Genomic DNA, 23,676 nt, shown 5'->3' on the forward strand with positions numbered 1-23,676 from the left:
CGGTACACCCCGCCCGATGTAGGCTGGCACGAACAGTCTCGCCGGCAGGTCTCCTGGCTGGCAGGTCGTGGTCCGCCGCTGCCTTCCCGGTCGAACCAGTGGCGCGGAGCGCAGGCGGACTCGCTGCATACAGTTGCGGGGGCAGCCACAGCGGCACTGTGTTCCCTCTTCGGCCCCGAAGGGCACCGGCGGCTGTATTATGCCTTTTTTCGAACAGCACAACGAGGCTGGACGCTTTGATCGGCGTGGCACAGCGCATTATTTGAAGGTACAGAATGAGGATGGATGCATGTCGGCGTGGCTGACCGTGGTGGGCATAGGCGATGACGGCTTCGCCGGCTTGGGGCGGCCCGCGCGGCGCGCTTTGCTGGAAGCGTCGGTGGTGTACGGCGGCGAACGCCATCTGGCGATGCTGCCCGCGCGCCTGGCCGCCCGCCGCGCGGCGTGGCCGCGTCCGTTCGATCTCGCGCCCTTGCTGGCGGAGCGCGCGGCGCCCGTGTGCGTGTTGGCAAGCGGCGACCCGATGCTGTTCGGCGTCGGCGCAACGCTGGCGCGGCAACTGCCGGCCGGCGAGTTGCGGGTGCTGCCGGCGCCGTCGTCGTTGTCGCTGGCGGCGGCGCGGCTCGGCTGGCCCTTGCAGGATGTGACGACGGTGTCGCTGGTGGGGCGGCCGCTGCCGGCGCTGAACGCGCATCTGCACGACGGCGCGCGCGTGTTCGTGCTGAGCGCGGACGGCGGCACGCCCGCGGCGCTGGCGGAATTACTGAACGCGCGTGGCTTCGGCGCGACCCGCATGATCGTGCTGGAACACCTGGGCGGCGAGCTGGAGCGCCGGATCGACGGCCGCGCGGATCAATGGTCGGCGGGCGACGTGGCGGCACTGAATCTGATCGCGCTCGAATGCCGCGCAACGGATGGCGCGCCGCGTCTGCCGCTGACCGCCGGCTTACCCGATGATGCTTTTCGCCACGACGGCCAGTTGACCAAACGAGACGTGCGCGCCATCACGCTGGCGCGTCTCGCGCCGACGCCCGGCGAATTACTGTGGGATGTCGGCGCGGGCAGTGGCTCGATCGGCATCGAATGGATGCGCGCGCATCCGAGCTGCCGCGCGATCGCGATCGAAGGGCACGCGGAGCGTCAGCGTCTCATCGAACACAATCGCGATGCGTTGGGCGTGCCGGGGCTGCAACTCGTCGCCGGCCGCGCGCCTGAAGCGTTGGACGGTCTGGCCGAACCGGATGCCGTGTTCATCGGCGGCGGCGTGACGGTGCCGGGCGTGCTGGATGCCTGCTGGGCGAGCTTGCGCGCCGGCGGGCGACTGGTCGCCAATGCCGTGACTTTGCAAGGCGAGGCGGCGCTTGTAGCGTGGCGCGAACAGCATGGCGGCACGCTCACACGCATTGCGCTCGCCGACGCGCAACCGCTCGGCGGCTTCGATACCTGGCGGCAGGCATTGCCGATTACGCTGCTCGACGTGACCAAGACAGCCAGCATGTTGCCGGCCGCGGCCGAATTGCACCATCAACCGTAATGCGCGACGAAACGCCTGAACAACCCGCGCCGCTGCGCAGCGGCTACACGACCGGCAGTTGCGCCACCGCGACGTCGCTCGCGGCGGCGCGTCTGCTGCTTACGGGCATCGCCAGCGAGATCGCGGAAATCGTCTTGCCCAAGGGCCAGCATGTGCCGATGCCGCTGGTGTTCTGCCGCCTGATCAACGATGGCGCCGATGGCGCCGAAGCGGGCACCGTTAAGGATGCCGGCGACGACCCCGACGTGACGCACGGCGCGATCGTGTTCGCGCGCGTGCGGCTGCGCGCCGAACCAGGCGTGAGTTTTCACGCGGGGCCGGGTGTCGGCACGGTGACACGTGCGGGCTTGACGCTGCCGGTCGGCGAACCGGCGATCAATCCGGTGCCGCGCAAGATGATGACTGAGCATCTGACCGATCTGGCTGCTGAGCACGCATACCGTGGCGGTTTCGAGGTGACGATCGGCGTAGAAGGCGGCGAAGAACTTGCGCTGAAGACGATGAACCCGCGCCTCGGCATTCTCGGCGGCCTGTCGATTCTCGGCACCACCGGAATCGTGCGGCCGTTCTCGTGCTCGGCGTACATCGCGTCGATTCATCAGGGCATCGACGTCGCGCGTGCGAACGGCTACACGCATGTCGCGGCCTGCACCGGCAACGCGAGCGAAGACGCAATGCGCGCGCATTACGGCCTGCCGGACATCGCGCTGATCGAAATGGGCGACTTCGTCGGCGCGGTGCTCAAGCATATGAAGCGCGCGCCGGTCGAACGCTTGAGCATTTGCGGCGGCTTCGGCAAGCTCAGCAAACTGGCTGCGGGGCATCTCGATCTGCATAGCCGGAATTCGAGCATCGATCTGGCGCAACTGGCCGTGTGGGCGTCCGAACATGGCGCGGACGCGGCATTACAGGCGGCGATTCGCGCGGCCAATACGAGTCAGCAAGCGGTGGCATTGGCGCGTGCGCAAAACGTGCCGCTCGGCGATATCGTCTGTCAGCATGCGCTCGCGGTGGCGCGCAAAATCGTGCCGCCGCAGGTCGCCGTCGAAATGTTCGCGATCGACCGCCAGGGCAATTTGATCGGAGCCGCGCAATGACGCGCATCCTGCTGCTCGGCGGCACCGGCGACGCGTTGAAGATCGCGCGTCGACTCGGGGCTGATCACGTGTACAGTCTCGCCGGGCTCGGCAAGGTGCCGGACGACCTGTTGTGTACGGTGCGCGTCGGCGGCTTTGGCGGCGCTGAAGGGATGGCGCGCTACATCGAACAGAAGCGCATTGGGCTCGTGATCGACGCGACGCACCCATACGCCGCGCAAATCAGCACAAATGCCGTGAAAGCGAGCCATGCCGCGCGCGTGCCGTGCTGGGCGCTGCGCCGCCCTGGCTGGCATCCGCAACCCGGCGACGATTGGCGCATGGTCGATCAGTGGAGCGAACTGACAGCGGTGCTCGCCGTGTTCAGGCGGCCACTCTTCACGCTCGGACGCGAACCGCTCGCGCATCTCGACGACATCCCGCCGCACCAATTCTGGACCGTGCGCTGTCTCGACCCACACGACGGTCATGCCCGCGCCCGGATTCTGGCCGCACGTGGCCCGTTCACGCTCGAAGGCGAGCGAGCGCTTTTCAGCGCCGAAGCGTTCGACGTGGTGGTCAGCAAAAACAGCGGCGGCAGCGCCACCGAGGCGAAACTCGAAGTCGCGCGCGAATGTGGCCTGCCGGTCGTCATGCTGCGGCGACCCGAGTTGCCTGCAGCCGATCGCGAGTTCGAGGGCGTGGTCGAATTGCTCGACGCGTTGCGGCACTTATCCTCCTGAGCGGCGCGTCGATGACGTGCCGACCGAATGAATCACGGAGTATTGAATGACGGTGTTTTTTATCGGCGCGGGTCCCGGCGACCCGGAATTGATCACGGTGAAAGGGCAGCGCCTCGTGCGCAGTTGTCCGGTGATCCTGTATGCGGGTTCGCTCGTGCCGGCCGCCGTGCTGGAAGGTCATGCCGCTGATGAGGTCGTCAATACCGCCGACCTCGACCTCGATCAGATCGTCGCGTTACTCAAATCAGCGCACGAGAAGGGCCAGGATGTGGCGCGCGTGCATTCCGGCGACCCTTCGTTATACGGCGCGATCGGCGAGCAGATCCGCAGACTGCGCGAACTGGACATCCCGTACGAGATCGTGCCCGGCGTGACCGCGACCGCCGCGTGCGCGGCGGCGCTCGGCTGTGAGCTCACGCTGCCGGGCATTTCGCAAACGCTGATCCTGACGCGCTACGCCAGCAAAACGACGATGCCCGAAGGCGAGCAACTCGGCGACCTGGCAAGGCATCGCGCGACGATGGCGATTCATCTCGGCGTGCGGCATCTGGCGCGCATCGTCGACGAATTGCGGCCGCATTACGGCGGCGATTGTCCGATCGCGGTGATCTATCGCGCGAGCTGGCCGGATGAAGAAAAGCTCACAGGCACGCTCGACGACATCGTCGGCAAAGTGCAATCGACCCATATCGAGCGCACCGCGCTGATTCTGGTGGGGCAGGTGCTGGCCGCGGAAGGGTTCGCGGCGTCCACGTTGTACGCGAAGGACTGACCTGTACACGTCGGCACAGCCCATCCGGCCGCAACGACGGTTCACGGATGGGCTGTGCGAACATCAAATCACGCTGTCAACTCATCAGCCTGCTCATTTACCTGCTTCACCGCCAGCTTCACGCGCAATGCCTTGGCCGCCTGAACCATATTGGTCAACGCTGCTTCCGTTTCAGGCCAGCCGCGCGTCTTCAGCCCGCAATCCGGATTGACCCACAAGCGTTCGGCGGGGATCACTTCGCACGCGCGTTCCAGTAGCCGCTGCATCGCTTCGGCACTCGGCACGCGCGGCGAATGGATATCGTAGACGCCCGGTCCAATCTCGTTCGGATACGCGAATTTGCCGAAGCCGTCGAGCAGTTCCATCGCCGAGCGTGAGGTTTCGATCGTGATGACATCGGCGTCCATCGCGGCGATCGACGGCAGAATGTCGTTGAACTCCGAATAGCACATGTGCGTGTGAATTTGCGTCTCATCGGCGACACCCGCCGCCGAAATGCGGAACACACGGGTCGCCCATTCCAGATACGCGGCCCAATCGGACTTGCGCAACGGCAAGCCTTCGCGGAATGCCGGTTCGTCGATCTGAATGATGCGGATGCCGGCTTTTTCGAGGTCGACCACTTCATCGCGGATCGCGAGTGCGAGTTGCAACGCGGTGGTGGCGCGCGGCTGGTCGTCGCGCACGAACGACCATTGCAGCATCGTTACCGGGCCGGTCAGCATGCCCTTCATCAGGCGCTGCGTCAGCGATTGCGCGTAACGGGTGGTCTCGACCGTCATCGGTTCGGGGCGATAGACGTCGCCATAGATGATCGGCGGTTTCACGCAGCGTGAGCCGTAACTCTGCACCCAGCCGTTCTCCGTGAACGCATAGCCCCACAGTTGTTCGCCGAAATATTCGACCATGTCGTTGCGCTCGGCCTCGCCATGCACTAGCACGTCGAGCCCCAGTTCTTCCTGCTTGCGCACGGCGATTTCGATTTCGGCGCGCATGCGTTGCAGATAGTCGAGCGCGCGCAGTTCGCCGCGTTTGTAGGCCGCGCGCGCCTGACGGATCGCCGGCGTTTGCGGGAACGAGCCGATCGTGGTGGTCGGCAGTGGCGGCAGCTCGAGCGCGTCGCGCTGCACGCGGTTGCGTTCGGCGAACGGGCTCTTGCGCTCCGCCATCGCCACGGTCACGGCAGCGACGCGTTTTTGCACCAACGCATTGACCACCGCGCTCGAGTGGCGGCGTGCTTCGAGCGCCAGGTCCGCGGCGGCGAGCCTGGGTTCAGCGGCGGCCGGATCGCGCAAAGCCAGCGCAATCGTGCTGACTTCATCGAGCTTTTCAGTGGCGAACGCGAGCCAGGATTTCAGGTCGGCGCCGAGCTTTTTCTCCGCGTCGAGCGAGACCGGCACATGCAGCAGCGAGCACGACGATGCGACCCATAGACGCTCGCCACGCTCCGCATGCAGCGCCTGCAACGACTCGACGATGCCGCCGAGATCCGCACGCCAGATATTGCGGCCGTCGATCACCCCCGCCGACAACACCGCGTTCGCGGGCAACGCCACGTGCCATGCAGCGAGCTGTTGCGGCGCGCGCACCAGATCGATGTGGACGCCCGCGACCGGCAGCTTCGCGACACGCTGCGCGTGGTCTGCGGCGGTTTCGAAGTAGGTGGCCAGCAGCACCTTGACGTCTGAGGTGCCGAGCACGTCATAGGCTGCGGAAAATGCCTCGAGCCACTCGGCAGGCAAATCGACGCACAACGCCGGTTCATCCATTTGCACCCACTCGATGCCGCGTTGCTTGAGCTTGTCCAGAATGCGGCTGTAGCGGATCACGAGCTTGGGCAGCAGCGCTAAACGGTCGAATCCGGCGACATGACTCTTCGACAGCCACAGATACGTGATCGGCCCGACCAACACCGGCTTGACCGGAAGATTCAGCGCGAGCGCTTCGTCGATCTCATCGAAAAACCACTCGACACCGCCGTCGAAGGTCGTATCCGGTCCCAGTTCCGGCACGAGATAGTGGTAGTTCGTATCGAACCACTTGGTCATCTCCATCGCAGGTTGCGCTTGATTGCCACGCGCGAGTTCGTAGTACTGGCCGAGTGATAAAGCCTCCGGATCGAAGCCGAAGCGCTCCGGCAATGCGCCGAGCAACGCGCTCAGGTTGAGCATCTGATCGTAGTAGGCGAAATCGCCGACGGTGACGAAATCCAGCTTTGCGTCGCGCTGCAACCGCCAATGACGCGCGCGCAGATCTCTCGCGACGCCGCGCAGACAGGTTTCGTCGGATTCGCCGCGCCAGAACGATTCTTGCGTGAACTTCAGTTCACGCTGCGCGCCGATGCGCGGAAAACCGGGGATGTGCGTGCGGGCCATGTGGATTCCTTCCATGCGTTGTTTGAATTGGCGCCCAGTTTGAAAGTCGCGCTATGATTCATCAAGCGACATGTTTTCACCAATGTATGAACGATATTCATATCCAACCCACTTCGAGCTTTTCTACCGCGGAGCGCCGGCATGCTTGAGCTTCGCCATTTGCGTTCGCTGATCGCCATCGCCGATTCCGGCAAGCTGGTGGCGGCGGCCGAACGCGTTCATCTGAGCCAGTCTGCGTTGTCGCATCAGATCCGCGATATCGAAGCGCATTACGAGGTGTCGCTATTCGAGCGCACCAAGCAGGGTTTGCGCTTCACCGCGGCCGGCGAGCGGCTGCTGGCGCTGGGTCGCGAGACGATCGCGGCGGTCAGTGCGGCCGAGCGCGATCTCGTCCGCCTGAAAGGCAACACGCGCGGCGAGCTGCGCATCGTGCTGGAATGCCACACCTGTTTCGACTGGCTGATGCCGGTGATGGACGAATTCCGCCGGCGCTGGCCCGAGGTCGAAGTCGATCTGGTCGCGGGTTTTCATGCGGATCCGCTGCGCCTGCTGAGCGACGGCAAGGCTGACCTGGTGATCGGTTCGAAACCGGCCACCAGGCGCAGCCTGCATATCGCGCCGTTGTTCCGCTTCGAGATTCTGGTGGTGATGGCCAACGAGCACCGTTTGCGCAATAAGCGCCGCGTGGTGTCGGACGACCTGCGCGACGAGACGCTGATTACCTATCCGGTGCCCGAAGCGCGCATCGATCTGATCCGCGAAGTGCTTGAGCCGGCAGGTATCAAGCTGGAGCGGCGCACGGCCGAACTGACCATTGCGATCATGCAACTGGTGGCGAGCCGCCGCGGGATTGCGGCGTTGCCGAACTGGGGCGTGAAAAATTATGTCGATCACGACTACGTGCTGGCCAAACGTGTCGGCGCGCAAGGCTTGTGGAGCGAGCTCTATGCAGTGGTAGCCAAAGGCTTTGCAAGCCGGCCTTATTTCGGCGACTTCGTTACGATCGTGCGCGATATTTGCGCGGCGCAGTTGGACGGAATTGAATTACTGGCAGGGCAAGCCTAAGCCGCGGCGGTGCTGCCTGCCAGCCGTTCGTAGCCGCGCACGCAGCGGCAGAACCGTGGCGGCGTCAGTCTTCTAGCGGTGACAGCGCTTTGACCGGGACCTTTTTAGCCGCGCCGATGTTGATCGCAGGGACGAAGGCCAGCAGCACCACGACAAAAATCGCGATTGCGAAAATCGACGTGAACGTCAGGTGAAGCGACTGATGCAGCACCTGGCGGATCGCATCGCTATCGCCGAGACTCGCCGTCTGATTCTGCAGCAGCGCTTTCAACTGATCCGACGTGACCGCGGCGATGTTCTTCGAGTGACTAAGGCCGAAGTTGAGCACCGCGCCGAACAGCGTCGCGCCGAGCGTGCTGCCGAGATTGCGCGAGAAGAGATTCGACGCGGTGGCGCTGCCGCGCTCGTTCATTTCGACGATCTCCTGGATCAGCACCAGCGAACTCACGCTCGAGGTGCCCATGCCGAAGCCTATGATGAGCGAGCCGAGCGCGGCGATCAGCGGCGAGCTGCCGGGCGAGAGCACCAGCAGTAACACCGCGCCGAGCGGCACAAACGCGCTGCCGCCGATCAGAATGCGCCGCAGCCCGATGCGGTGAAACGATTTCGCCGCGAGCGTCGCGCCTGCCGGCCAGCCCACCATCATCATCGTGAGCGCCAGACCGGCGACCACGGGCGAACGATGCAGCACGCCCTGCACGTACATCGGCAGGAAGGTGGTGGCGCCCATCAGGATCATGCCGGACAGGAGGGTCGCGCCATTGCACGCGGCAATCGGCCGGCGGCTCCAGAGCGCGAAGGAGATCATCGGTTCGGTGGCGCGGCGCTCCTGCATCGCGAAGATCTGCACGCACAGCATGAACGCGCCGCCCGCGATCGATGCCTTCGTGATGTCGTCGTTGCCGGCGTAAGTCAGCGACATCATCAGCGCTGCAATCGCGGCCATGAAAAGCGCCGCGCCGGCGAAATCGATCGACGGGCGGGCATGCCGCTCCGATTCGCGCAGGAACGCGATAAAGCCGGCCGCCGACGCGAGGCCGATCGGCACATTCATCCAGAAGATCCAGGCCCACGACAGGTCGTGAATGATGAAGCCGCCCAGCATCGGCCCAACCACTGCCGAAATGGCCCATACGCTCGCCAGATAGCCTTGCACCTTGCCTCGTTCGCGCGCGGGATAGAGGTCGGCGACGATCGTCAGCGTGACCGGCTGGATCGCCCCGGCGCCCACGCCCTGGATCAGCCGGAATACGATCATCGCGGGCATCGACCATGCGAAGCCGGCGAGCACCGAGCCGAGCAGAAAGATCGCGATACCGGCGAGCATGACGGGTTTGCGCCCATACAGGTCGGCGAGCTTGCCGAACACCACGGTCATGGCGGTCTGGGTGAGCAGGAACGACGAAAAGACCCAGCTATACAGATGCAGATCGCCGAGCTGCGCGACGATCTGCGGCATGGCGGTGGAAACGATGGTGGCTTCGATGGCGACCATCGCCATCGAAGCCATGACGGCGGCAATGACAAGAGGACGCGACGATTGCGGGTTGCGGGACATGGGCCGATAGATAGGATTAGGATGTTAGACACGTCAGGCGGCGCGGCAGGTGGCACGAGGGGGAGCATGAGCGCCGCGACGCATAAGCGCGGCCGCACGAATGCGGCCGATGTCGAGTATGCACCTTGCGGAGAATGTGCGCTGCACGTGAGGCGTTATGGTGCGGCACAGCAGGCACGGCAGCTTTGCACGTTCAACGCTTTTCTTTCGACAGATGGAGGGTAATCATGAGGATCGAATTCACCGGACGCCGCGAAGTGGTGGCGGCTGCGCGCGTTGCCTTCGAAGCCAACGTTGATGGGGCCGACGTCTGGTGCAGCGTATCGCTCGATGCCTTGAACGACCATTTCGGCAACGACGGCACATCTGCTCACAATCTCGTCGGTACATTCGAGGCAAACCGCGCGCAGATTGAAAACGCTACGCGGCGGGTGCTCGAAAGAAACGGCGGACGGTCCGTGGAACTCGAGACCGGCGATTTCAATTGAGGCCGTGCGGTTGCTAAACCTTTAAACGGTGTGAGGTCCGGTGCTGTCGCGTCGGACCAGACCGGCGCGGGGATAAACGCAATAGCCAACGCGATAGATTTTCGTCAGGAAAGCGCCTACGCTTCACAAACTACCTACGCTTTACAAACCACCAGAAGGAAATCCGCTTTCTCTCGCCGAAGTGATCGTCTTGCGCCAAACGCGGGGACAACATGCGAGAGGGATCCGGCCGGCGCGCCGCGCAATTGCGGCGAATCTTTACGCAAGTGTTAGCGAAGCGCGACGGATTCGTCTGACTTCAGGTCCTCGCGCGCGGAGGACGTCATGAAACCAGCGCTCAAAACCATGGCCGCTATCGCGATGACGATTGCCGCCGCGTGTGCGCCCGTACCCAAGGCTTTTGCCCAGGCCGCAGCCAGCGTGGTGGGTTCGTGGTCGCTGGTCTCGTTGACCGTGGCAAAGAGCGGCAATGACGTGGAATTGCTGGGGCCGCATCCGGAAGGGCAACTCATCTTCGGCAGCGACGGCCGCTATGTTCTGGTGGTGCTACGCGCCGACCTGCCGAAATTTGCGTCGGGTAACCGGCAGCTAGGCACGGCCGAAGAGAACGAAAAAATCATCCGGGGCAACGTCGCGCATTTCGGCACTTATACCGTTGACTCAGCAGGGCAGGTTATCGTTTTCCATATCCAGAAAAGCACCTTTCCGAACTGGGATGCAGATGTTCAACGGCGACCATTCACGATTGACGGTGATCGTCTGACGTACATCACGCCTGGAGCCTTCGGATATGGATCGTCGAAAGTCGTGTGGCAACGAATGAAATAGGCAGCGTACAAAACAAAGCCGCCGCTTTTTGGGCGGCGGCTCTGTTCTTATGGCGGCTTATTTCAGGAACGTCATTTGCACTACCTTCACGATAACAAGTGCGACAGCCAGCACCAGATAGCCGCGCAGCACGCCCATCCAGACCCGCTTGGACAGCGTGAGGTTCGGCGGCGGCAGTTCTTCCAGCGGCGGCATGCGCCACGTATCGCGGGCGTTCTTCGGATACGTGTGCACGTCTGCGTCCGCGGTTTCGCGACGAAGTTTTCGAATCCCGACCGTGGCGGCGTAGCCGACGACGGCCAGCAGCGTCCCGCCGGCGAGTATTTCGAGAATCGTTTCGCCGGTGATATCCGGATACATCACCGAGGCAGTCAGGATGATGGACAGCATCACCAGCACCCAGACAACGGCCCCCGTGAACAGATTGAGCTTCTTCGAATTGACCCACGGGCCAAGCACGGCCTTGTCGTTGCACAGCAGCAGCAGAAATACGGTGGCGCTAGGCAGCAGCACGCCTGCGAGTGTCTGCACCGCTTCGGTCAGCAGGCCAAGCGGGCTGCCGGGAATCAGCACCAGCGCCGCAGCGGCGGCAACGATGCCGAAGTACACGAGATAGAAACCCTTGGCGTCCGACACGGGACGATGCAGCGAGTGGCGAATCCTGAACACGTCGCCGATGGCGTACGCAGTCGACAGTGACACCGCGGCAGCGCCGATGATGCAGGCGTCAAGCAGGGCCACGGCAAACAGGACGGCCGACGTCCGGCCTGCGTATTTCTCCAGGCCTGCAATCACACCACCCGCGTCCGTGAAATTGCCGAACTCGGGCTTGCCGGCGTACAGCGCGGCGCAGAACGAAATCATCGCCACGGCGCCGATCAGCACGAACACAATGCCGATCCACAGGTCCGCTTTCTCGTACTTCATGAAGCGCGGCGTGATGCGTTTGTCGACAATGTAGCTTTGCTGGAAAAACAGTTGCCACGGCGCAACGGTGGTGCCGACGATACCGATGACCAGCAGCATCACATCGCTCAGCTTCGAATGCGCGGGCCAGCCCGGGATGAGGAAATCGCGCGTCATCTGGCCAACCGGCGGATGAATCGACACCAGCACCGGCACGAGCAACAGACTCAGCAGGCACAGCACGATGGCGAAGCGTTCGAAGCGTCTGAAGCTTCCCGTACTGACGGCGGCCATGGTCAGCGCCGCAGCGATGCAAACGCCGGCAATCTTGGAGAGGCCGAAGAAGTCGAGCACAAACGTGATGCCGATGAATTCGGTCACGATCGTCAGCGCATTGAGAATGAACAGGTCGATGACGCTGAACGCACCCCAGAATTTGCCGAAGCGTTCGAAGATGAGGCGCGCATGGCCGACACCGGTCACGGCGCCCAGTCGCAGCACCATTTCCTGGTTGACGAAGAGCACCGGCACCAGCAGCAGCATGGTCCACAGCAACGTGGTGCCGTAGTTTTGCCCGGCCTGGGTATAGGTGCCGAAGGCGCCCGCATCGTTGTCGCCGACCATCACGATAAGGCCCGGACCGAGGATGGCCAGCAGTGTGCGAAAGCGCGCCCACCAGTTGTTGCGCGGTGCGGTGTCGTGATGGGCGATGGTGCCCAAGGCACCCCTGATGTCGCCGACGTGCGCGGAGTCGAGCACGGCGCTCCGCGTGGTTGAAACTTGCGTTGGAGTAGACATTTTGGTTTCTTCTCTGAGTCTGGTTTTTTGGAGGAAAATGCGCAGCTCCGGCATACGTAAGGACGTGAGTCGTGTAACGACGGCGTTGCTTGCGTATGACGGAAAAGGGCGCGAACTTAGGAAAGGAGAAGCTTGAAACGCTGCCAGTAGGCGGCGAATTTCTGCGGGTCAGGTGCGCGCAGGGCAAGCATGGCGTCGTAGTGGACGCGTGATTCCTGGACTTGCGGCAGTTGCGACAGAAGGAGGCCGAAGGTCATGATATTTCTCCGTGCGTATATCGCTAAACGCGTGGCTTAGCGCGTGGCTTGACGCGGTTCGCGGAAAGCCAGCAGACGGAGAGGTCGTGCGCATCACGCGCAGCAACGAAGGTCTACTCGCTTTCCTTGGGCAAAAGCAAAAATAAAGGTGAGCGGCATATGGGGTAACTGTCACTGTCCGGCATGGCGGCTCCTTATCGGCGTTCGTACGTGCGTCTGCTAAGCGTTTGCTAAGCACGCGTTTATCCACGCGTCCACTCGCGCCGTTAAATCGAAAGGGCGCGAACGGACGCAGCCGCGAGTGGATGCTCGCGACGCGGTGCCATACGAACGTGCGTCATCGCAACGGCCATATGGCGCTATTTAAGGTGCACGGAGAGGGTTACTACGGCGCGCACCGTCTGCCTTAAGGCAAGACGGCGGCTGGATGAAGAGAGCGCGGACGTCCTGCCGGTCAGGCAGCGAAACTGTTCGAAGGTCGACTACTGCAGGTGTCCAAGGCATTCGCCCCGCTTGTGAAGATGCGCGAATTTTAGGCGGCGTTTTATTCCAAAGTCAACAGGATTCGTTAAGCAGAGCCAATATAACTTTCCGCGCGCGCTGCGCAAATGAAAATGACAGCAATGAAAGGCAAATGAAAATAATGGTGCGCCGCCGTCAAGACGAAAGCGGCCTCATGTATGAGGGCGGGGCCGGTCGATTCGGAGTGCGATGCCTTTATGCTTTTTTTACTTGCGGTTCTGAACAGGAGCCGAATACAATCCGCCCGTCTTATCAAAAGGAGTCCCTCGTGGACACATGCTCTAGTAGTGGAAGTCCGATGCCGGCCTGTGCCGGCGAAGTAACCGCGAGATAGCCGCCGCAGGAACACTCCTTCGCCGCTAACTCGCTTTGGTCGGGTTAGCGCGCTTCATCACTGACTGGCTTTCTGCCGGTCTGTCAGCAGCACGCTCTCTCTGTTTGGCCGCCTGTCGCAACTCCGCTTGCGAGACGCAGTCACGCGCAGTCACATCTGCGCACGTCGCCCGGCCTCGCCGGGCTGGACGGGAGTGAGCTTATGTTCGTCAAATCATTTGTTACGTTTTGTGGTGGCACGGTGCATTCGCCACGCCTTCAGCGCCTCGTCTGCCGGGCGCTGCATTCTCATATCCGCACGAATTGGGCGGCGCGAGTGGGCCATGTTGGCGGCCCCTTGACGCCCACCGGCTACGCGATTGTGGCAATTACGGTTGCTGCCGTCGCGCTGGTCGCGATGTTGTCCACCTCGTCAGTCGGTAACGAACTGAACCGTACGTTACGGCTGAGCTGGTGGTTCTCCTGAGTGGAGGCGGGTTCACGATCCCGCCACAAGCCGCGTGTTCATATCCATAGAACAAGACTACTCCGCACGATAACCTTGCTCTCACCTGCCATGAAAAAGAACCTGAAAACCACAATCCTGATGTCCGGTGGTCCCATCAGCCTGTCCTTGCTGCTCTCTCTCGGCGTTGTGCAGCCGGCTCTCGCCCAGACGAGCGGTGACGCCGCGCCGGCAGCTACGCCGGCTGAGGCCGCGCCGTCATCGTCCCCGTCGGCCGCCGACAATACTGCGGCAAAGGCGGACCAGACGCCGCCTGCGCCGACCGGGTTCTGGGACCGCGCGAATCTGTTCGGCGATATGGGCGGGCTGCGTCCGTGGCTCGGCAACTACGGTATTACCGTCAATCTTCAGGAAACCAGCGAGTATCTGAACAATCTGTCCGGCGGCGTGAAGCGCGGCGGCGCCTATGATGGCTTGACCCAGTTCGGCGTGGTCGTCGATACACAGAAGGCATTTGGCTTGCCGGGCGGCACCTTCAACGTGTCAGGGCTGCAGATTCACGGCACCAGTCTCAGCCAACGCAACCTGCTGACCCTGCAAAGCGCGAGCGGCATCGAGGCCGAGGACACGACGCGGCTGTGGGAGCTCTGGTATCAGCAGTCGCTGCTGGCGGGCAAGGTGGATGTGAAGGTGGGGCAGCAGAGTCTCGATCAGGAATTCATGGTGAGCCAGTACGCGAACGCGTTCATGAACCTGACGTTCGGATGGCCAATCCTGCCTTCGGTCGATATGCCTGCCGGCGGCCCGGCGTATCCGCTTTCGTCGCTGGGCGTGCGTGTACGCGCCAAACCGTCTGACGCGTTGACCGTGCTGGCAGGCGTGTTCGACGGCAATCCGGCAGGCAGCGATGTTGGCGATCCGCAGCAGCTGAATAATCACGGGACGAACTTCAATCTGCACAACGGCGCGCTATTCATCGGCGAGGTGCAGTATGCGATCAACCAGCCGCCGGCCGATGCATCGGCCGCGCAACCGGCCGGTCTGCCCGGAACCTACAAGCTGGGCTTCTGGTACAACACGCAGCGTTTTGCGGACCCGCGGTTCGATACCGCCGGGCAATCGCTTGCGAGTCCGGCGAGCACAGGCGTGGCGGCGAGCCACCGGGGCAACTATAGCTTTTATGCCGTTGCCGACCAGATGGTCTGGCGGCCGAGCGCGGACAGCCCGCAATCGGTGGGCGTCTTCGCACGGATCATGGGCGCACCGGGCGATCGCAATCTGGTCGACCTGGGTGTGAATGCGGGCGTCACGCTAAAAGCGCCTTTCAAAGGACGCGACAACGATGTGGTTGGGCTTGCCGTGGGCTACGCGAAGATCGGCTCTCACGCGCAAGGGCTCGCCGGCGATACGGCGTCGCTGACGACGCCGGGCTATCCGTCGCGCAGTTCCGAAACCATTGTCGAGGCGACCTATCAGTATCAGGTCACCCCGTGGTGGCAGTTGCAAGCGGACTTCCAGTACGCGTTCCGGCCGGCAGGCGGCATTCCGAATCCGGAGAATCCGTCGCAACGGGTCGGCAATGAATTGGTGCTGGGTGTGCGCACCAACATCGTGTTCTGATTCGTGTTCTGATTCGTGGTTTGATTCGTGGTTTGATTCGCGTTCTGACAGGCCGCGCTCGGGGCCTGCACCCGCGCCAGCGATGGACAGAATTGCACCATCGCTGGCGCCGTAGCGTCAGAGGTTAATCTGACCACCCATCTCCACAACGCGATTCGCAGGCAGGCTGTAATACTCCGCCGCCTGCGCTGCGTTCCGCGCAAGAAATGCGAACAGCTTCTCGCGCCATAGCGGCATTGCCTTGCTTGCACCCGTGGCTACGATCGTATCGCGCGCGAGGAAAAACGACGTGTCCGCCGGCTCATACTGCCAGTTCGGCATCTGTTTTTGCGCCAGTTCAAGAATGGCGGGGACGTTGGGAATCTCCATGAAACCATGGTGGACCGTGACGGCATAACATCCGTGCCCCAGGTCGGTCACGGCGACTTTTTTGTCGTCCGGCACATGAGGAACGTTGTCCGTCGTACCGGCCAGGAAGATGTTGGTCTGATGCATGACCCCGTTGTGCTTCAGGTTGTGCAGAAAAGCGCTCGGCGCCATGTCGACCACACCGCCGGGAAACACCGCCGTGCCGTTGACGCGAGGCGGCGGGTGTCCGCCATCGCACAGGGAGTGAATCAGTCCAACCAGGGGCAGGTTGTCGCTTTTCATACGATCGACCACCGTTCTGCGCCCCTGATGCCAGGTGGTCATCACGGTGAAAAGCACGCCGCCTGCGAGCAGCGGAAACCATCCGCCTTCAAGAACCTTGCTGATATTGCTCGAGACGAACACCGCGTCGACCAGCGCCAGCGGCCCGATCACAGCTGCCGTAACAAGCGGGTGCCATTTCCACAGGCTGTGGGTGATGAAGTACATCAGTAAAGTCGTCAGCAGCATCGTCGATGCGACTGCGATGCCGTATGCGGCTGCCAGATTGTCGGATGATTTGAAGAACACGACGAGAAACACCACCGCCGCGTAAAGCGAAACGTTGATGAACGGTACGTAGACCTGTCCTATTTCATGCGTCGACGTATGGACCACGGGGATGCGCGGCAGAAAGCCGAGCTGGACAGCTTGCTTGGTCATCGAGAAGGCGCCGGAAATCACCGCTTGCGACGCGATGATGGTGGCTGCCGTCGCGAGCAGCACGAGGGGAATGAGCGCCCAGTCTGGCGCCGACTGAAAAAACGGCTGCGCCACTGCGGAAGGTTTCTCGAGTACGAGCGCCGCCTGACCGAAGTAATTCAAAACAAGACTGGGCAGCACGAGCAACAGCCACGCGAGCCGGATTGGTTTTTTCCCAAAGTGGCCCATGTCCGCATAAAGCGCTTCGCCGCCAGTCAGCGCAAGAAACACGGAGCCGAGCACGACAAACGCCGTCACCGGCGCTTTCGCCACAAAGGCCATTGCGTAGAACGGCGACGCGGCTCGCACGATACCGGTATGCGTTGCAATATGCGATATGCCGAGCGCTGCCAACGTCACAAACCATACGATCATCACCGGCCCGAACACTTGTCCGACTGCACCGGTGCCGCGTTTCTGCAGCTTGAACAGACACGTGAGAATGACCAGCGAGATGGGAACGATCCATTCGGTGAGGTGGGGGTCGACTAGTGTCACGCCTTCAACCGCGGAGATGACCGAAATGGCGGGTGTAATCATTGAATCGCCATAAAACATGGCCGCACCGAATACGCCGAGAACCAGGAGCAACTCGCGCAATCGTGCAGGTGCGACGCCGGATGCGAGGGCAGTGAGCGCCAGTATGCCGCCTTCTCCATCATTGCCCGCGCGCATGACAAAACTGACGTACTTCAATGTAACGACGATGATGATGGACCAGAGTATCAGCGACACGATGCCGAACACATTGGTCTGGCTGACACCGCCGGCAGCCTTCAGACATTCCCGTAGCGTATAGAGCGGACTTGTACCGATGTCCCCAAATACGACGCCGATCGCGCCCAGCACAAGTCCTGGCGCTGCTTTGGTCGTTTGGGAAACGGTGCTAACGGCAGTAGAGGACATAGGGTTTCGTAAGTCGAATGTATGTTGGGCCGCCACCTGTTCGAGAGGTTTGCCAACGTCCATGCTGAGTGCGGGCATCGTGCAAATGGCGGACCTGCGCACTTGCTCGAATACCCGATGAAAAACTGGATGGAGCGCCGGCTTGCTAATCGACGCTCGTCCAGACTTGGGGATTTCTTAACATACGGCCTGGCACTTGCGTGTGACGCGATGTCGGAAGGCAGGGTAGGGTTTTCCCCGCGAGATGGCAGGCGATCAGTGTTCGTCTGCCACGCCTGCTTGCGAACTGGTTGAATGCGGACATCTGTTGAGCCAGCACGCTTGCCGCAGCTTCGCAATGACCGGCCGTTGAGGTTACCTCAAGCGCCAGATGCCCCAGATGGCGATGAGTAAAGCCACACCGAAGCCGCCGCCCAGAAGGATATAGGTACTCATTCGAACGAAACCTCGGAAATGCGCGATTGAGCGAGAGTGCACAAGATGCAGCAACTTTGTGCCTGAATGAGGCAGGGGGTGCGATGACAGATGCCGTCTCCGGCTGTGCCGCACTCGCCGCCTTCGCACGTATGCTACCTCGCCTTCCTTTCAGAACGCCTGGTGAATTCACAGCAGCGTGTGGGCATGGGGTCGACGGCGCGCGGTATGACGCGCTGCCCGGCGTCGACCCAGGCGATACCGGGATTGCTCGCTCGTCATTTGCGGATAGTCAGGCGCACTGGTCAACGACTGCTTTGTCGGCAATTTCCGCGTAGGCTGATCGAACGCCGGATTGTTGTTCGCACGCAACCTGATCGCTGCCGCGCCATCGTCCGAGGGTGCCGAAAGCGCCGCGTAAAAGCGTGCCGCATCTCGATTGCTGCACATTGATGAACGATTGTTCTCCGATCTATAAAGGACTGCTCCAAATGCCGGATACCCGTTCTTGGGGGCCGCGTTTTTATACTCCCGTCGCTGTTCAACACCAAACTTCAGCTACGCAGGAGCGTTCACGTGAAAAAGATTTCCGCCGCAGTCGCGGCGTTTGCAGGACTTGCCGCTACGGTGGCGCATGCACAAACTTCGGTCACGCTGTATGGCCTCATCGACGCAGGCATTGCATACACCAACAACGTCAAGAAAGGAGGCTCGCAAGGCGCGCTGGTACAGGCGACGAGCGGCAACATCAACGGCAGCCGCTTCGGCTTGCGCGGCAACGAGGATCTGGGCGGTGGCCTCAAGGCGTTGTTCGTACTCGAAAATGGCTACAACGTGCAGAACGGCAAGCTCGGCCAGAACGGCCGGATGTTCGGCCGTCAGGCCTTCGTCGGCTTGAGCAGCAACCAGTTCGGCACGTTGACGCTCGGACGTCAATACGACTCGCTCGTCGACTTCGTCGCGCCGCTGTCCGGCACGGCCGGCACCTTCGGCGATACCGGCTTCGCCCATCCGTTCGACAACGACAATCTGAATCACTCGGTGCGGATGAGCAACGCCGTCAAATACACGAGCGCCAACTATGGCGGTCTGAAGTTCGGCGGCCTCTACGCGTTTTCGAACAGCACGGATTTCGCTGTCAACCGCGCGTACAGCGCGGGCGTGAGTTATAGCATGGGTTCGTTGAAAGCGGCCGCGGGGTATCTGCAGATCAACGGTTCGAACTCGACCTCGAACACCGGCGGTTCGGTCGATCTCGCCGAATCGACGGCGAACGGCACGGGCGGCTTCCAGCTCGGCGCCGATGTTCAGCGCACTGCCGGCGCCGCGTTGAGCTACGGTTTCGGCCCGGTGACGGCGGGGTTCGTCTACACCCATAGCCAGTTTCAGAACACCGCTTCGTTCGGCGCGACGCACGGTTCGATGCGTTTCGACAACTACGAAGTGAACGGCAAGTACGCGATGACGCCTGCGCTGAGCCTTGGCGCGGCCTATACGTACACGAACGCGCACGTGAACGGCACGTCGAGTTTCGGCGCCGATCCGAAATGGAATCAGGTCAACCTGCAGGCTGTCTACGCGCTGTCGCTGCGCACGGACGTGTACGCCGAAGCGATGTACCAGCACGTCAGCGGCCACGGCTACGTGGCGTTCATCAATACGGCGGGCGGTGCGTCTTCGACTGGCAATCAGGTGGTCGGCACCGTGGGCCTGCGCACGCGCTTCTGACCGGGGCACTGGCAGCGCGCCGCGCACTGCCGACCCGGCGCGGTGCGCGGCGAAGCGATTTCCCCAGATCCAACAACAATCCCTTCGATGCGCGCCCGTTATTCCGCGAGGAGAGGACGCCTAGACTAGGTTCAGCGGTCGCGGACAGAGTCGTCGACGCGCCGCACCACACCAGTCATTGGAGGTCGTCTTACCATGAAGTCTTTGATTCAGGCCGTTGTTATTGCTGCTTCGCTTGCCGCTTCGGCCACTGCTTTCGCACAATCGAATTCACCGATCACGCGCGCACAGGTGCGTGCGGAACTGATTCAACTTGAGAAGGCAGGCTATCACGTCGGCGACGGTGACCAGGCGCATTATCCCGACGCGATTCAGGCTGCGCAAGCCCGCGTTGCTGCGCAGAACGGCAACACGAGCGGTTACGGCGGCAGCGCCGCGGGCTCATCGCAAACCGGCCGGCCCGCGGTGTCCACCGCCGACTGGAACGCGATGTACAGCCGTTGAAGCGGCGTTGCGCGTGGCCGCGAGTAATGGAAAGGACTCTTCCAGCGCGGCATATATATCCGCACAATCGACGCAGGTACAGTACTTATGCACGCACGGTACTTGGTGTGCGAGCGAGAGAGTTGGCCCCGACCGGAAACGGTCGGGGTTTTTTTCGCGTGGGACGAAAGAAGAACGACAACCAGCAACAGTTTCGGAAGTACCGCTGCGGCGCGCGCAGCGCCGCCGGAAGAATGACTGCCTTGTCAGAAGCGCGGAGTGTGCGAGAGCACCGATTCCAGATGCACCACTACCGCGATTGCGCGAGGGACCCGCTTAGCATTAGCGGTGTAAAGCCGCTTTCTTTTGCCTACTTTTCTTTGCGGCCGGCGCCCCGAAGGAAGTCCACTTGGTGGACAAAGAAAAGTAGGTGCCGCCCCGCACAGGGGCAACGCTAATAAACCAATAACAAATCAAGGAAAGGCCAACGCCGTAGGCATACAGAACAGAAACCCAACCCCTCCAATCCGCACTAGACTAGAAGCCCCAACCGCACAACCCACCCCATGCCCCCGCACACATTCACGCACCGAGGCTACGAGATCACAATCCACCCGGAGCAAAACAAATTCGGCGCGTGGCGCGCAAAAGTAACCGTGCGCCAGGCCGCGGAAAGAATCGCCGAATTCCGCCCCGAAACGGTCCAGCCAGAATGGCTGACACAGGAAGAAGCGGTGCGTGATGGATTGGAGTGGGCCACACGCCTGATCGACCACAAGCTTGCGGCCCCGCCTGACGAGGCATAGATGATTTTCGACAAGTGCATGACATTGGGGGAGCGCCATGCCATCGGCTTCGGCTTCGGATTCGGGCCCAAAAACACGCGCACAAGTGCGAGCGGAGATAACGCGTGCCCGCACGGACGGCAGCCTTCCACGGTTTGGCAACCCGGATCCTGCCGGGCCGGGTGGCGCACCGAGTCTCACGGCTGCTCCCCGGCCTTGAGGTTGGTCCACGGGCGGTGGCACACGCACAACGACCTATCGCCGCTCAGTGCCCGAACGACTCCGTCTTCGAGGCTGGCACCGCCGGCGTGTGCGGCCGTGCAGCCTGCTTGAGCAGCAAGGCGATGCAAGAAATGACACCCGCCGCCGCTACCGTCGCGAAGATCCCGGCGAACGTGAAGTGGCGCCGCGTCAGTTCGGCGACCAGGAACGACCCCGCGATGCCGCCAAAGCGTCCAATCCCCAGCATCCACGCGACGCCCGTGCCGCGCCCTTGCGTCGGATAAAACGCAGCGGCCAGCGCCGGCATCGACGACTGCGCGGTATTCATCAGCACACCCGCGACGAACACGATGAACACCAGCGCCCCCACGTTGCCGACCGCCTGGCCGATAAAGTAGACGCTCACGGCGGTCAGCGCATAGCAGGCCGCGATGATGCGGTTCGCGTTGAAGCGGTCCATCAGCACGCCGCACAGCACCGCGCCCACGCCGCCGAGCGGGAACAAAGCCGAGATCAGCGTTGCGCGCTGCGGCGTGAGGCCGGCGTCCTTCAGCAGGATCGGCATCCAGTTGATCGACGCGTAGAAAATCACGAGGCCCATGAAGTACGCGATCCACAGCATCACGGAGCCAATGATGTACGAGCGCGACAGCACCACGCCGAGGCCCTTGCCGCCGGTTTGCGGCGTACTTTCGGTCATCACGAAGGTAACGGCCTGAGACGCTTCGGCGGAAATCCGCGTCAGCGCCGCGCGAATCCGCTCGACTGGCTTGTTGTTCGCGACCATGTAGCGCACGGATTCCGGCATTTTCAGCAGCAGCACGACCAACAGCAGCAGCGGCGTAGTCCCGCCGAGCACCAGCACGCTGCGCCAGCCGAAATGCGGAATCATCCATGCGGCAAGAAAGCCGCCGAACGCCGCGCCCAGCGGAAAGCCGCAGAACATCAGATTGATCACCGTGGCGCGGCGGCGGTCCGGGCAGTACTCGCCCATCATCGTGACGGCGTTGGGCATGGCGGCGCCGAGACCGACGCCGGTGATGAAGCGCAGCGTCGTCAGTTGCCCGATGCTGGTGGAGAACGCCGAGCCGAGGCATGCCACGCCAAACAGCAGGACCGAACCGAGCAGCAACGAGCGCCGGCCGAGCCGGTCGGACAGCGGCCCCGAGCCAAGCGCACCGCACGCCAGACCGAACAGCGCCGCGCTGAGCACGGGGGCGAGCGCCGGTTTGGTGATGCCCCATTCCGCGATCAGCGACGGCGCAATGAAGCCAATCGCGGCCGTGTCAAAACCGTCCAGCAGGACGACGATGAAACACATGAAAAAAACGAGCCACTGGAACGGCGAAAAAGGGTGCTCGTTGATGAAGGTTTGAACGTTGACGGCAGCGTTGCGGCTCATGAATTGTCTCCTGGACTGCAGGCGGCTCGTCGTAACGAGCCGCTTTTTCTACGATCTTCGCCGGTTAGAACCGGTGCACGATGCCGACACCTGCCGCGAACTGGCTACGCGACGATGACGGCGCGCTCTGGAAGCCGTCGCCGATCGTTGCGGTGGCGGTGATGATATGCCCCGAGCCTGCCGTGCCAAGCGTGTTGCCGTTCGTGCGCTGGAACGCCTGCAACGCGTAGAGCCCGGTGCGCTTCGACAATGCATAGTACTCGGACAGGTTGACCTGCTGGTACTGCGCCGAGCTCGTGATGCCGTTCGCTTTCGTGGCGCGCGTGTAGCTGTAGCCGGTTGCGAAGTCCCATGCGACCGACGGCTTCCAGTGCAGCACGACGCCGCCCGTGTTGAAGATCGCCGTATCGTGGAAGCTCGAGCCTACCCCCGGAATGTACTGCACATTCGAGTACGCAGCCGACACGTCCCAGCCGTTACCGAAGTTGTAGCCGCCGGTGACCGCGAAGCGCTGCTGCGCCTGGGCCGTCTGGTAGCCGTTGGTGACGGCCGAGACGCCCGCTTGCGCGCCGTTGTTCGATACGGTCGAGTCTGCGCCGAAGGCGCCGCCGCCTACCGTCGAATTGTTGATCCGCATGAAGCCGACCGCTACGCCGACCGGGCCGTTGAGGTACTGGACCGCGCCGCTCCACGTCGAGCCGCGGTTCAGGCTGCCCGGCACGCCGCCGAGCGAGTACGAGCCGCTGAACGTGAAGCCGTACAGCTTCGGCGAGGTATAGACCAGCGAATTGTTTGCGCGGTAGATCGTGTCGAGCGCATCGACGTCACCCGCGTGCGCGCCGTAGAAGCCGGTGAGCCAGGTGGTCGGGCTATACGGCGAGAGCAGCGAGTAGTACGCGGTGTATTGACGGCCGGCGGTGAACGTACCGTAGGTCGGGTTCGTCAAGCCGACGAACGCCAGACGGCCGAACATCGCGTTCGTGTACTGCTGTGCGCCGGTCGCCGAATTGAAGCCGGATTCCAACTGGAAGATCGTCTTGGTGCCGCCGCCGAGATCTTCCGCTCCCTTCAGGCCGAAACGGCTGCCTGCCCACACACCCTGAGCCATCTTGAAGTTCGATTTACCACCCGTTGTCGAGCCGAGCGACGTCTGGCTGCTCTGATACGCGAAACCCGTATCGACGATGCCGTACAGCGTGACGCTGCTTTGCGCGAATGCGGGCGCACCGGCGAGTGCGGCGATCGCGCAGGCGACCCGAGTCAAGGTGGTGGTGTGCTTCATATCGGTGGTTTCTCCCGTGTCGAG

Annotated in this window: 20 protein-coding genes and 1 riboswitch; of the genes, 13 read left to right on the forward strand and 7 right to left on the reverse strand. The window is 62.4% G+C overall.

From position 1 onward, the window contains the following. Positions 1-25: 25 nt before the first annotated feature. A riboswitch (cobalamin riboswitch) is annotated at positions 26-205 on the reverse strand. 84 nt (positions 206-289) lie between these two features. The 4 genes from cbiE to cobM are packed head-to-tail and all read left to right on the forward strand — an operon-like array spanning position 290 to position 4,125. Continuing rightward, entirely contained in the window at positions 290-1,534 is a 1,245-nt protein-coding gene (gene cbiE, locus WN982_RS29410; protein ID WP_341319078.1) for a precorrin-6y C5,15-methyltransferase (decarboxylating) subunit CbiE, read from the forward strand. Then, positions 1,534-2,631, forward strand: a complete 1,098-nt coding sequence (locus WN982_RS29415; protein ID WP_341319079.1) for a cobalt-precorrin-5B (C(1))-methyltransferase — start codon at positions 1,534-1,536, stop codon at positions 2,629-2,631. The genes cbiE and WN982_RS29415 overlap by 1 nt, the downstream gene beginning before the upstream one ends. Then, positions 2,628-3,353, forward strand: coding sequence for a cobalt-precorrin-6A reductase (locus WN982_RS29420; protein WP_341319080.1), 726 nt, complete (start codon positions 2,628-2,630; stop codon positions 3,351-3,353). Before WN982_RS29415 ends, WN982_RS29420 begins: the two co-directional genes overlap by 4 nt. A 46-nt stretch (positions 3,354-3,399) precedes the next feature. Then, entirely contained in the window at positions 3,400-4,125 is a 726-nt protein-coding gene (cobM, locus tag WN982_RS29425; protein ID WP_341319081.1) for a precorrin-4 C(11)-methyltransferase, read from the forward strand. A gap of 68 nt (positions 4,126-4,193) precedes the next feature. On the opposite strand, the gene metE is transcribed toward cobM, so the two are convergent. Continuing rightward, positions 4,194-6,500, reverse strand: a complete 2,307-nt coding sequence (gene metE, locus WN982_RS29430) for a 5-methyltetrahydropteroyltriglutamate--homocysteine S-methyltransferase (RefSeq protein ID WP_341319082.1) — start codon at positions 6,498-6,500, stop codon at positions 4,194-4,196. A gap of 141 nt (positions 6,501-6,641) precedes the next feature. On the opposite strand from metE, the gene WN982_RS29435 reads away from it, so the two are divergent. Further along, positions 6,642-7,565 (forward strand): LysR family transcriptional regulator, encoded by a 924-nt coding sequence (locus WN982_RS29435; protein WP_341319083.1) that lies wholly within the window; start codon positions 6,642-6,644, stop codon positions 7,563-7,565. Between the two features lie 64 nt (positions 7,566-7,629). Here WN982_RS29435 and WN982_RS29440 read toward each other — a convergent pair whose 3' ends face one another. Beyond that, entirely contained in the window at positions 7,630-9,123 is a 1,494-nt protein-coding gene (locus WN982_RS29440) for an MDR family MFS transporter (protein WP_341319084.1), read from the reverse strand. Positions 9,124-9,350: 227 nt separating this feature from the next. On the opposite strand from WN982_RS29440, the gene WN982_RS29445 reads away from it, so the two are divergent. Continuing rightward, positions 9,351-9,611 carry a DUF1488 domain-containing protein gene (locus WN982_RS29445; RefSeq protein WP_341319085.1) on the forward strand — a complete coding sequence of 87 codons (261 nt, stop codon included), beginning with the start codon at positions 9,351-9,353 and terminating at the stop codon, positions 9,609-9,611. A gap of 324 nt (positions 9,612-9,935) precedes the next feature. Continuing rightward, positions 9,936-10,439 (forward strand): lipocalin-like domain-containing protein, encoded by a 504-nt coding sequence (locus WN982_RS29450; RefSeq protein WP_341319086.1) that lies wholly within the window; start codon positions 9,936-9,938, stop codon positions 10,437-10,439. A gap of 57 nt (positions 10,440-10,496) precedes the next feature. On the opposite strand, the gene WN982_RS29455 is transcribed toward WN982_RS29450, so the two are convergent. Together WN982_RS29455 and WN982_RS29460 are read right to left on the reverse strand one after the other, a co-directional pair. Further along, a complete protein-coding gene (locus WN982_RS29455) occupies positions 10,497-12,143 on the reverse strand; it encodes an NRAMP family divalent metal transporter (protein ID WP_341319087.1) in 1,647 nt (548 codons plus the stop codon). Positions 12,144-12,259: 116 nt separating this feature from the next. Next, the gene (locus WN982_RS29460) at positions 12,260-12,400 is read right to left on the reverse strand and encodes a hypothetical protein (protein WP_341319088.1); all 141 of its coding nucleotides are present in this window, start codon (positions 12,398-12,400) and stop codon (positions 12,260-12,262) included. Positions 12,401-13,457: 1,057 nt separating this feature from the next. On the opposite strand from WN982_RS29460, the gene WN982_RS29465 reads away from it, so the two are divergent. Both WN982_RS29465 and WN982_RS29470 read left to right on the forward strand, forming a co-directional pair. Continuing rightward, entirely contained in the window at positions 13,458-13,721 is a 264-nt protein-coding gene (locus WN982_RS29465; RefSeq protein ID WP_341319089.1) for a hypothetical protein, read from the forward strand. A gap of 90 nt (positions 13,722-13,811) precedes the next feature. Beyond that, positions 13,812-15,320: a carbohydrate porin gene (locus tag WN982_RS29470; protein WP_341319090.1), complete on the forward strand. Its 1,509-nt coding sequence runs from the start codon at positions 13,812-13,814 to the stop codon at positions 15,318-15,320. Between the two features lie 117 nt (positions 15,321-15,437). Here WN982_RS29470 and WN982_RS29475 read toward each other — a convergent pair whose 3' ends face one another. Continuing rightward, entirely contained in the window at positions 15,438-17,336 is a 1,899-nt protein-coding gene (locus tag WN982_RS29475) for a potassium transporter Kup (protein WP_341319091.1), read from the reverse strand. A 990-nt stretch (positions 17,337-18,326) separates the two neighbouring features. Here WN982_RS29475 and WN982_RS29480 point away from each other — a divergent pair. The 4 genes from WN982_RS29480 to WN982_RS29495 all read left to right on the forward strand — a co-directional run bounded on the left by WN982_RS29480 (position 18,327) and on the right by WN982_RS29495 (position 20,966). Beyond that, the gene (locus tag WN982_RS29480; protein WP_341319092.1) at positions 18,327-19,478 is read left to right on the forward strand and encodes a porin; all 1,152 of its coding nucleotides are present in this window, start codon (positions 18,327-18,329) and stop codon (positions 19,476-19,478) included. Positions 19,479-19,673: 195 nt separating this feature from the next. After that, positions 19,674-19,982, forward strand: a complete 309-nt coding sequence (locus WN982_RS29485; protein ID WP_341319093.1) for a DUF4148 domain-containing protein — start codon at positions 19,674-19,676, stop codon at positions 19,980-19,982. A gap of 545 nt (positions 19,983-20,527) precedes the next feature. Further along, the gene (locus WN982_RS29490) at positions 20,528-20,767 is read left to right on the forward strand and encodes a DUF6566 family protein (protein ID WP_341319094.1); all 240 of its coding nucleotides are present in this window, start codon (positions 20,528-20,530) and stop codon (positions 20,765-20,767) included. Positions 20,768-20,804: 37 nt separating this feature from the next. Next, positions 20,805-20,966, forward strand: coding sequence for a DUF4148 domain-containing protein (locus WN982_RS29495; RefSeq protein WP_341319095.1), 162 nt, complete (start codon positions 20,805-20,807; stop codon positions 20,964-20,966). A 45-nt stretch (positions 20,967-21,011) separates the two neighbouring features. On the opposite strand, the gene WN982_RS29500 is transcribed toward WN982_RS29495, so the two are convergent. Then, entirely contained in the window at positions 21,012-22,370 is a 1,359-nt protein-coding gene (locus tag WN982_RS29500) for an MFS transporter (protein WP_341319096.1), read from the reverse strand. Between the two features lie 64 nt (positions 22,371-22,434). Further along, complete coding sequence (locus WN982_RS29505; protein ID WP_341319097.1) at positions 22,435-23,652, reverse strand: porin; 1,218 nt, start codon at positions 23,650-23,652, stop codon at positions 22,435-22,437. Between the last annotated feature and the right edge of the window lie 24 nt (positions 23,653-23,676).

The sequence above is a fragment of the Paraburkholderia sp. IMGN_8 genome (assembly GCF_038050405.1).
GTDB lineage: Bacteria > Pseudomonadota > Gammaproteobacteria > Burkholderiales > Burkholderiaceae > Paraburkholderia.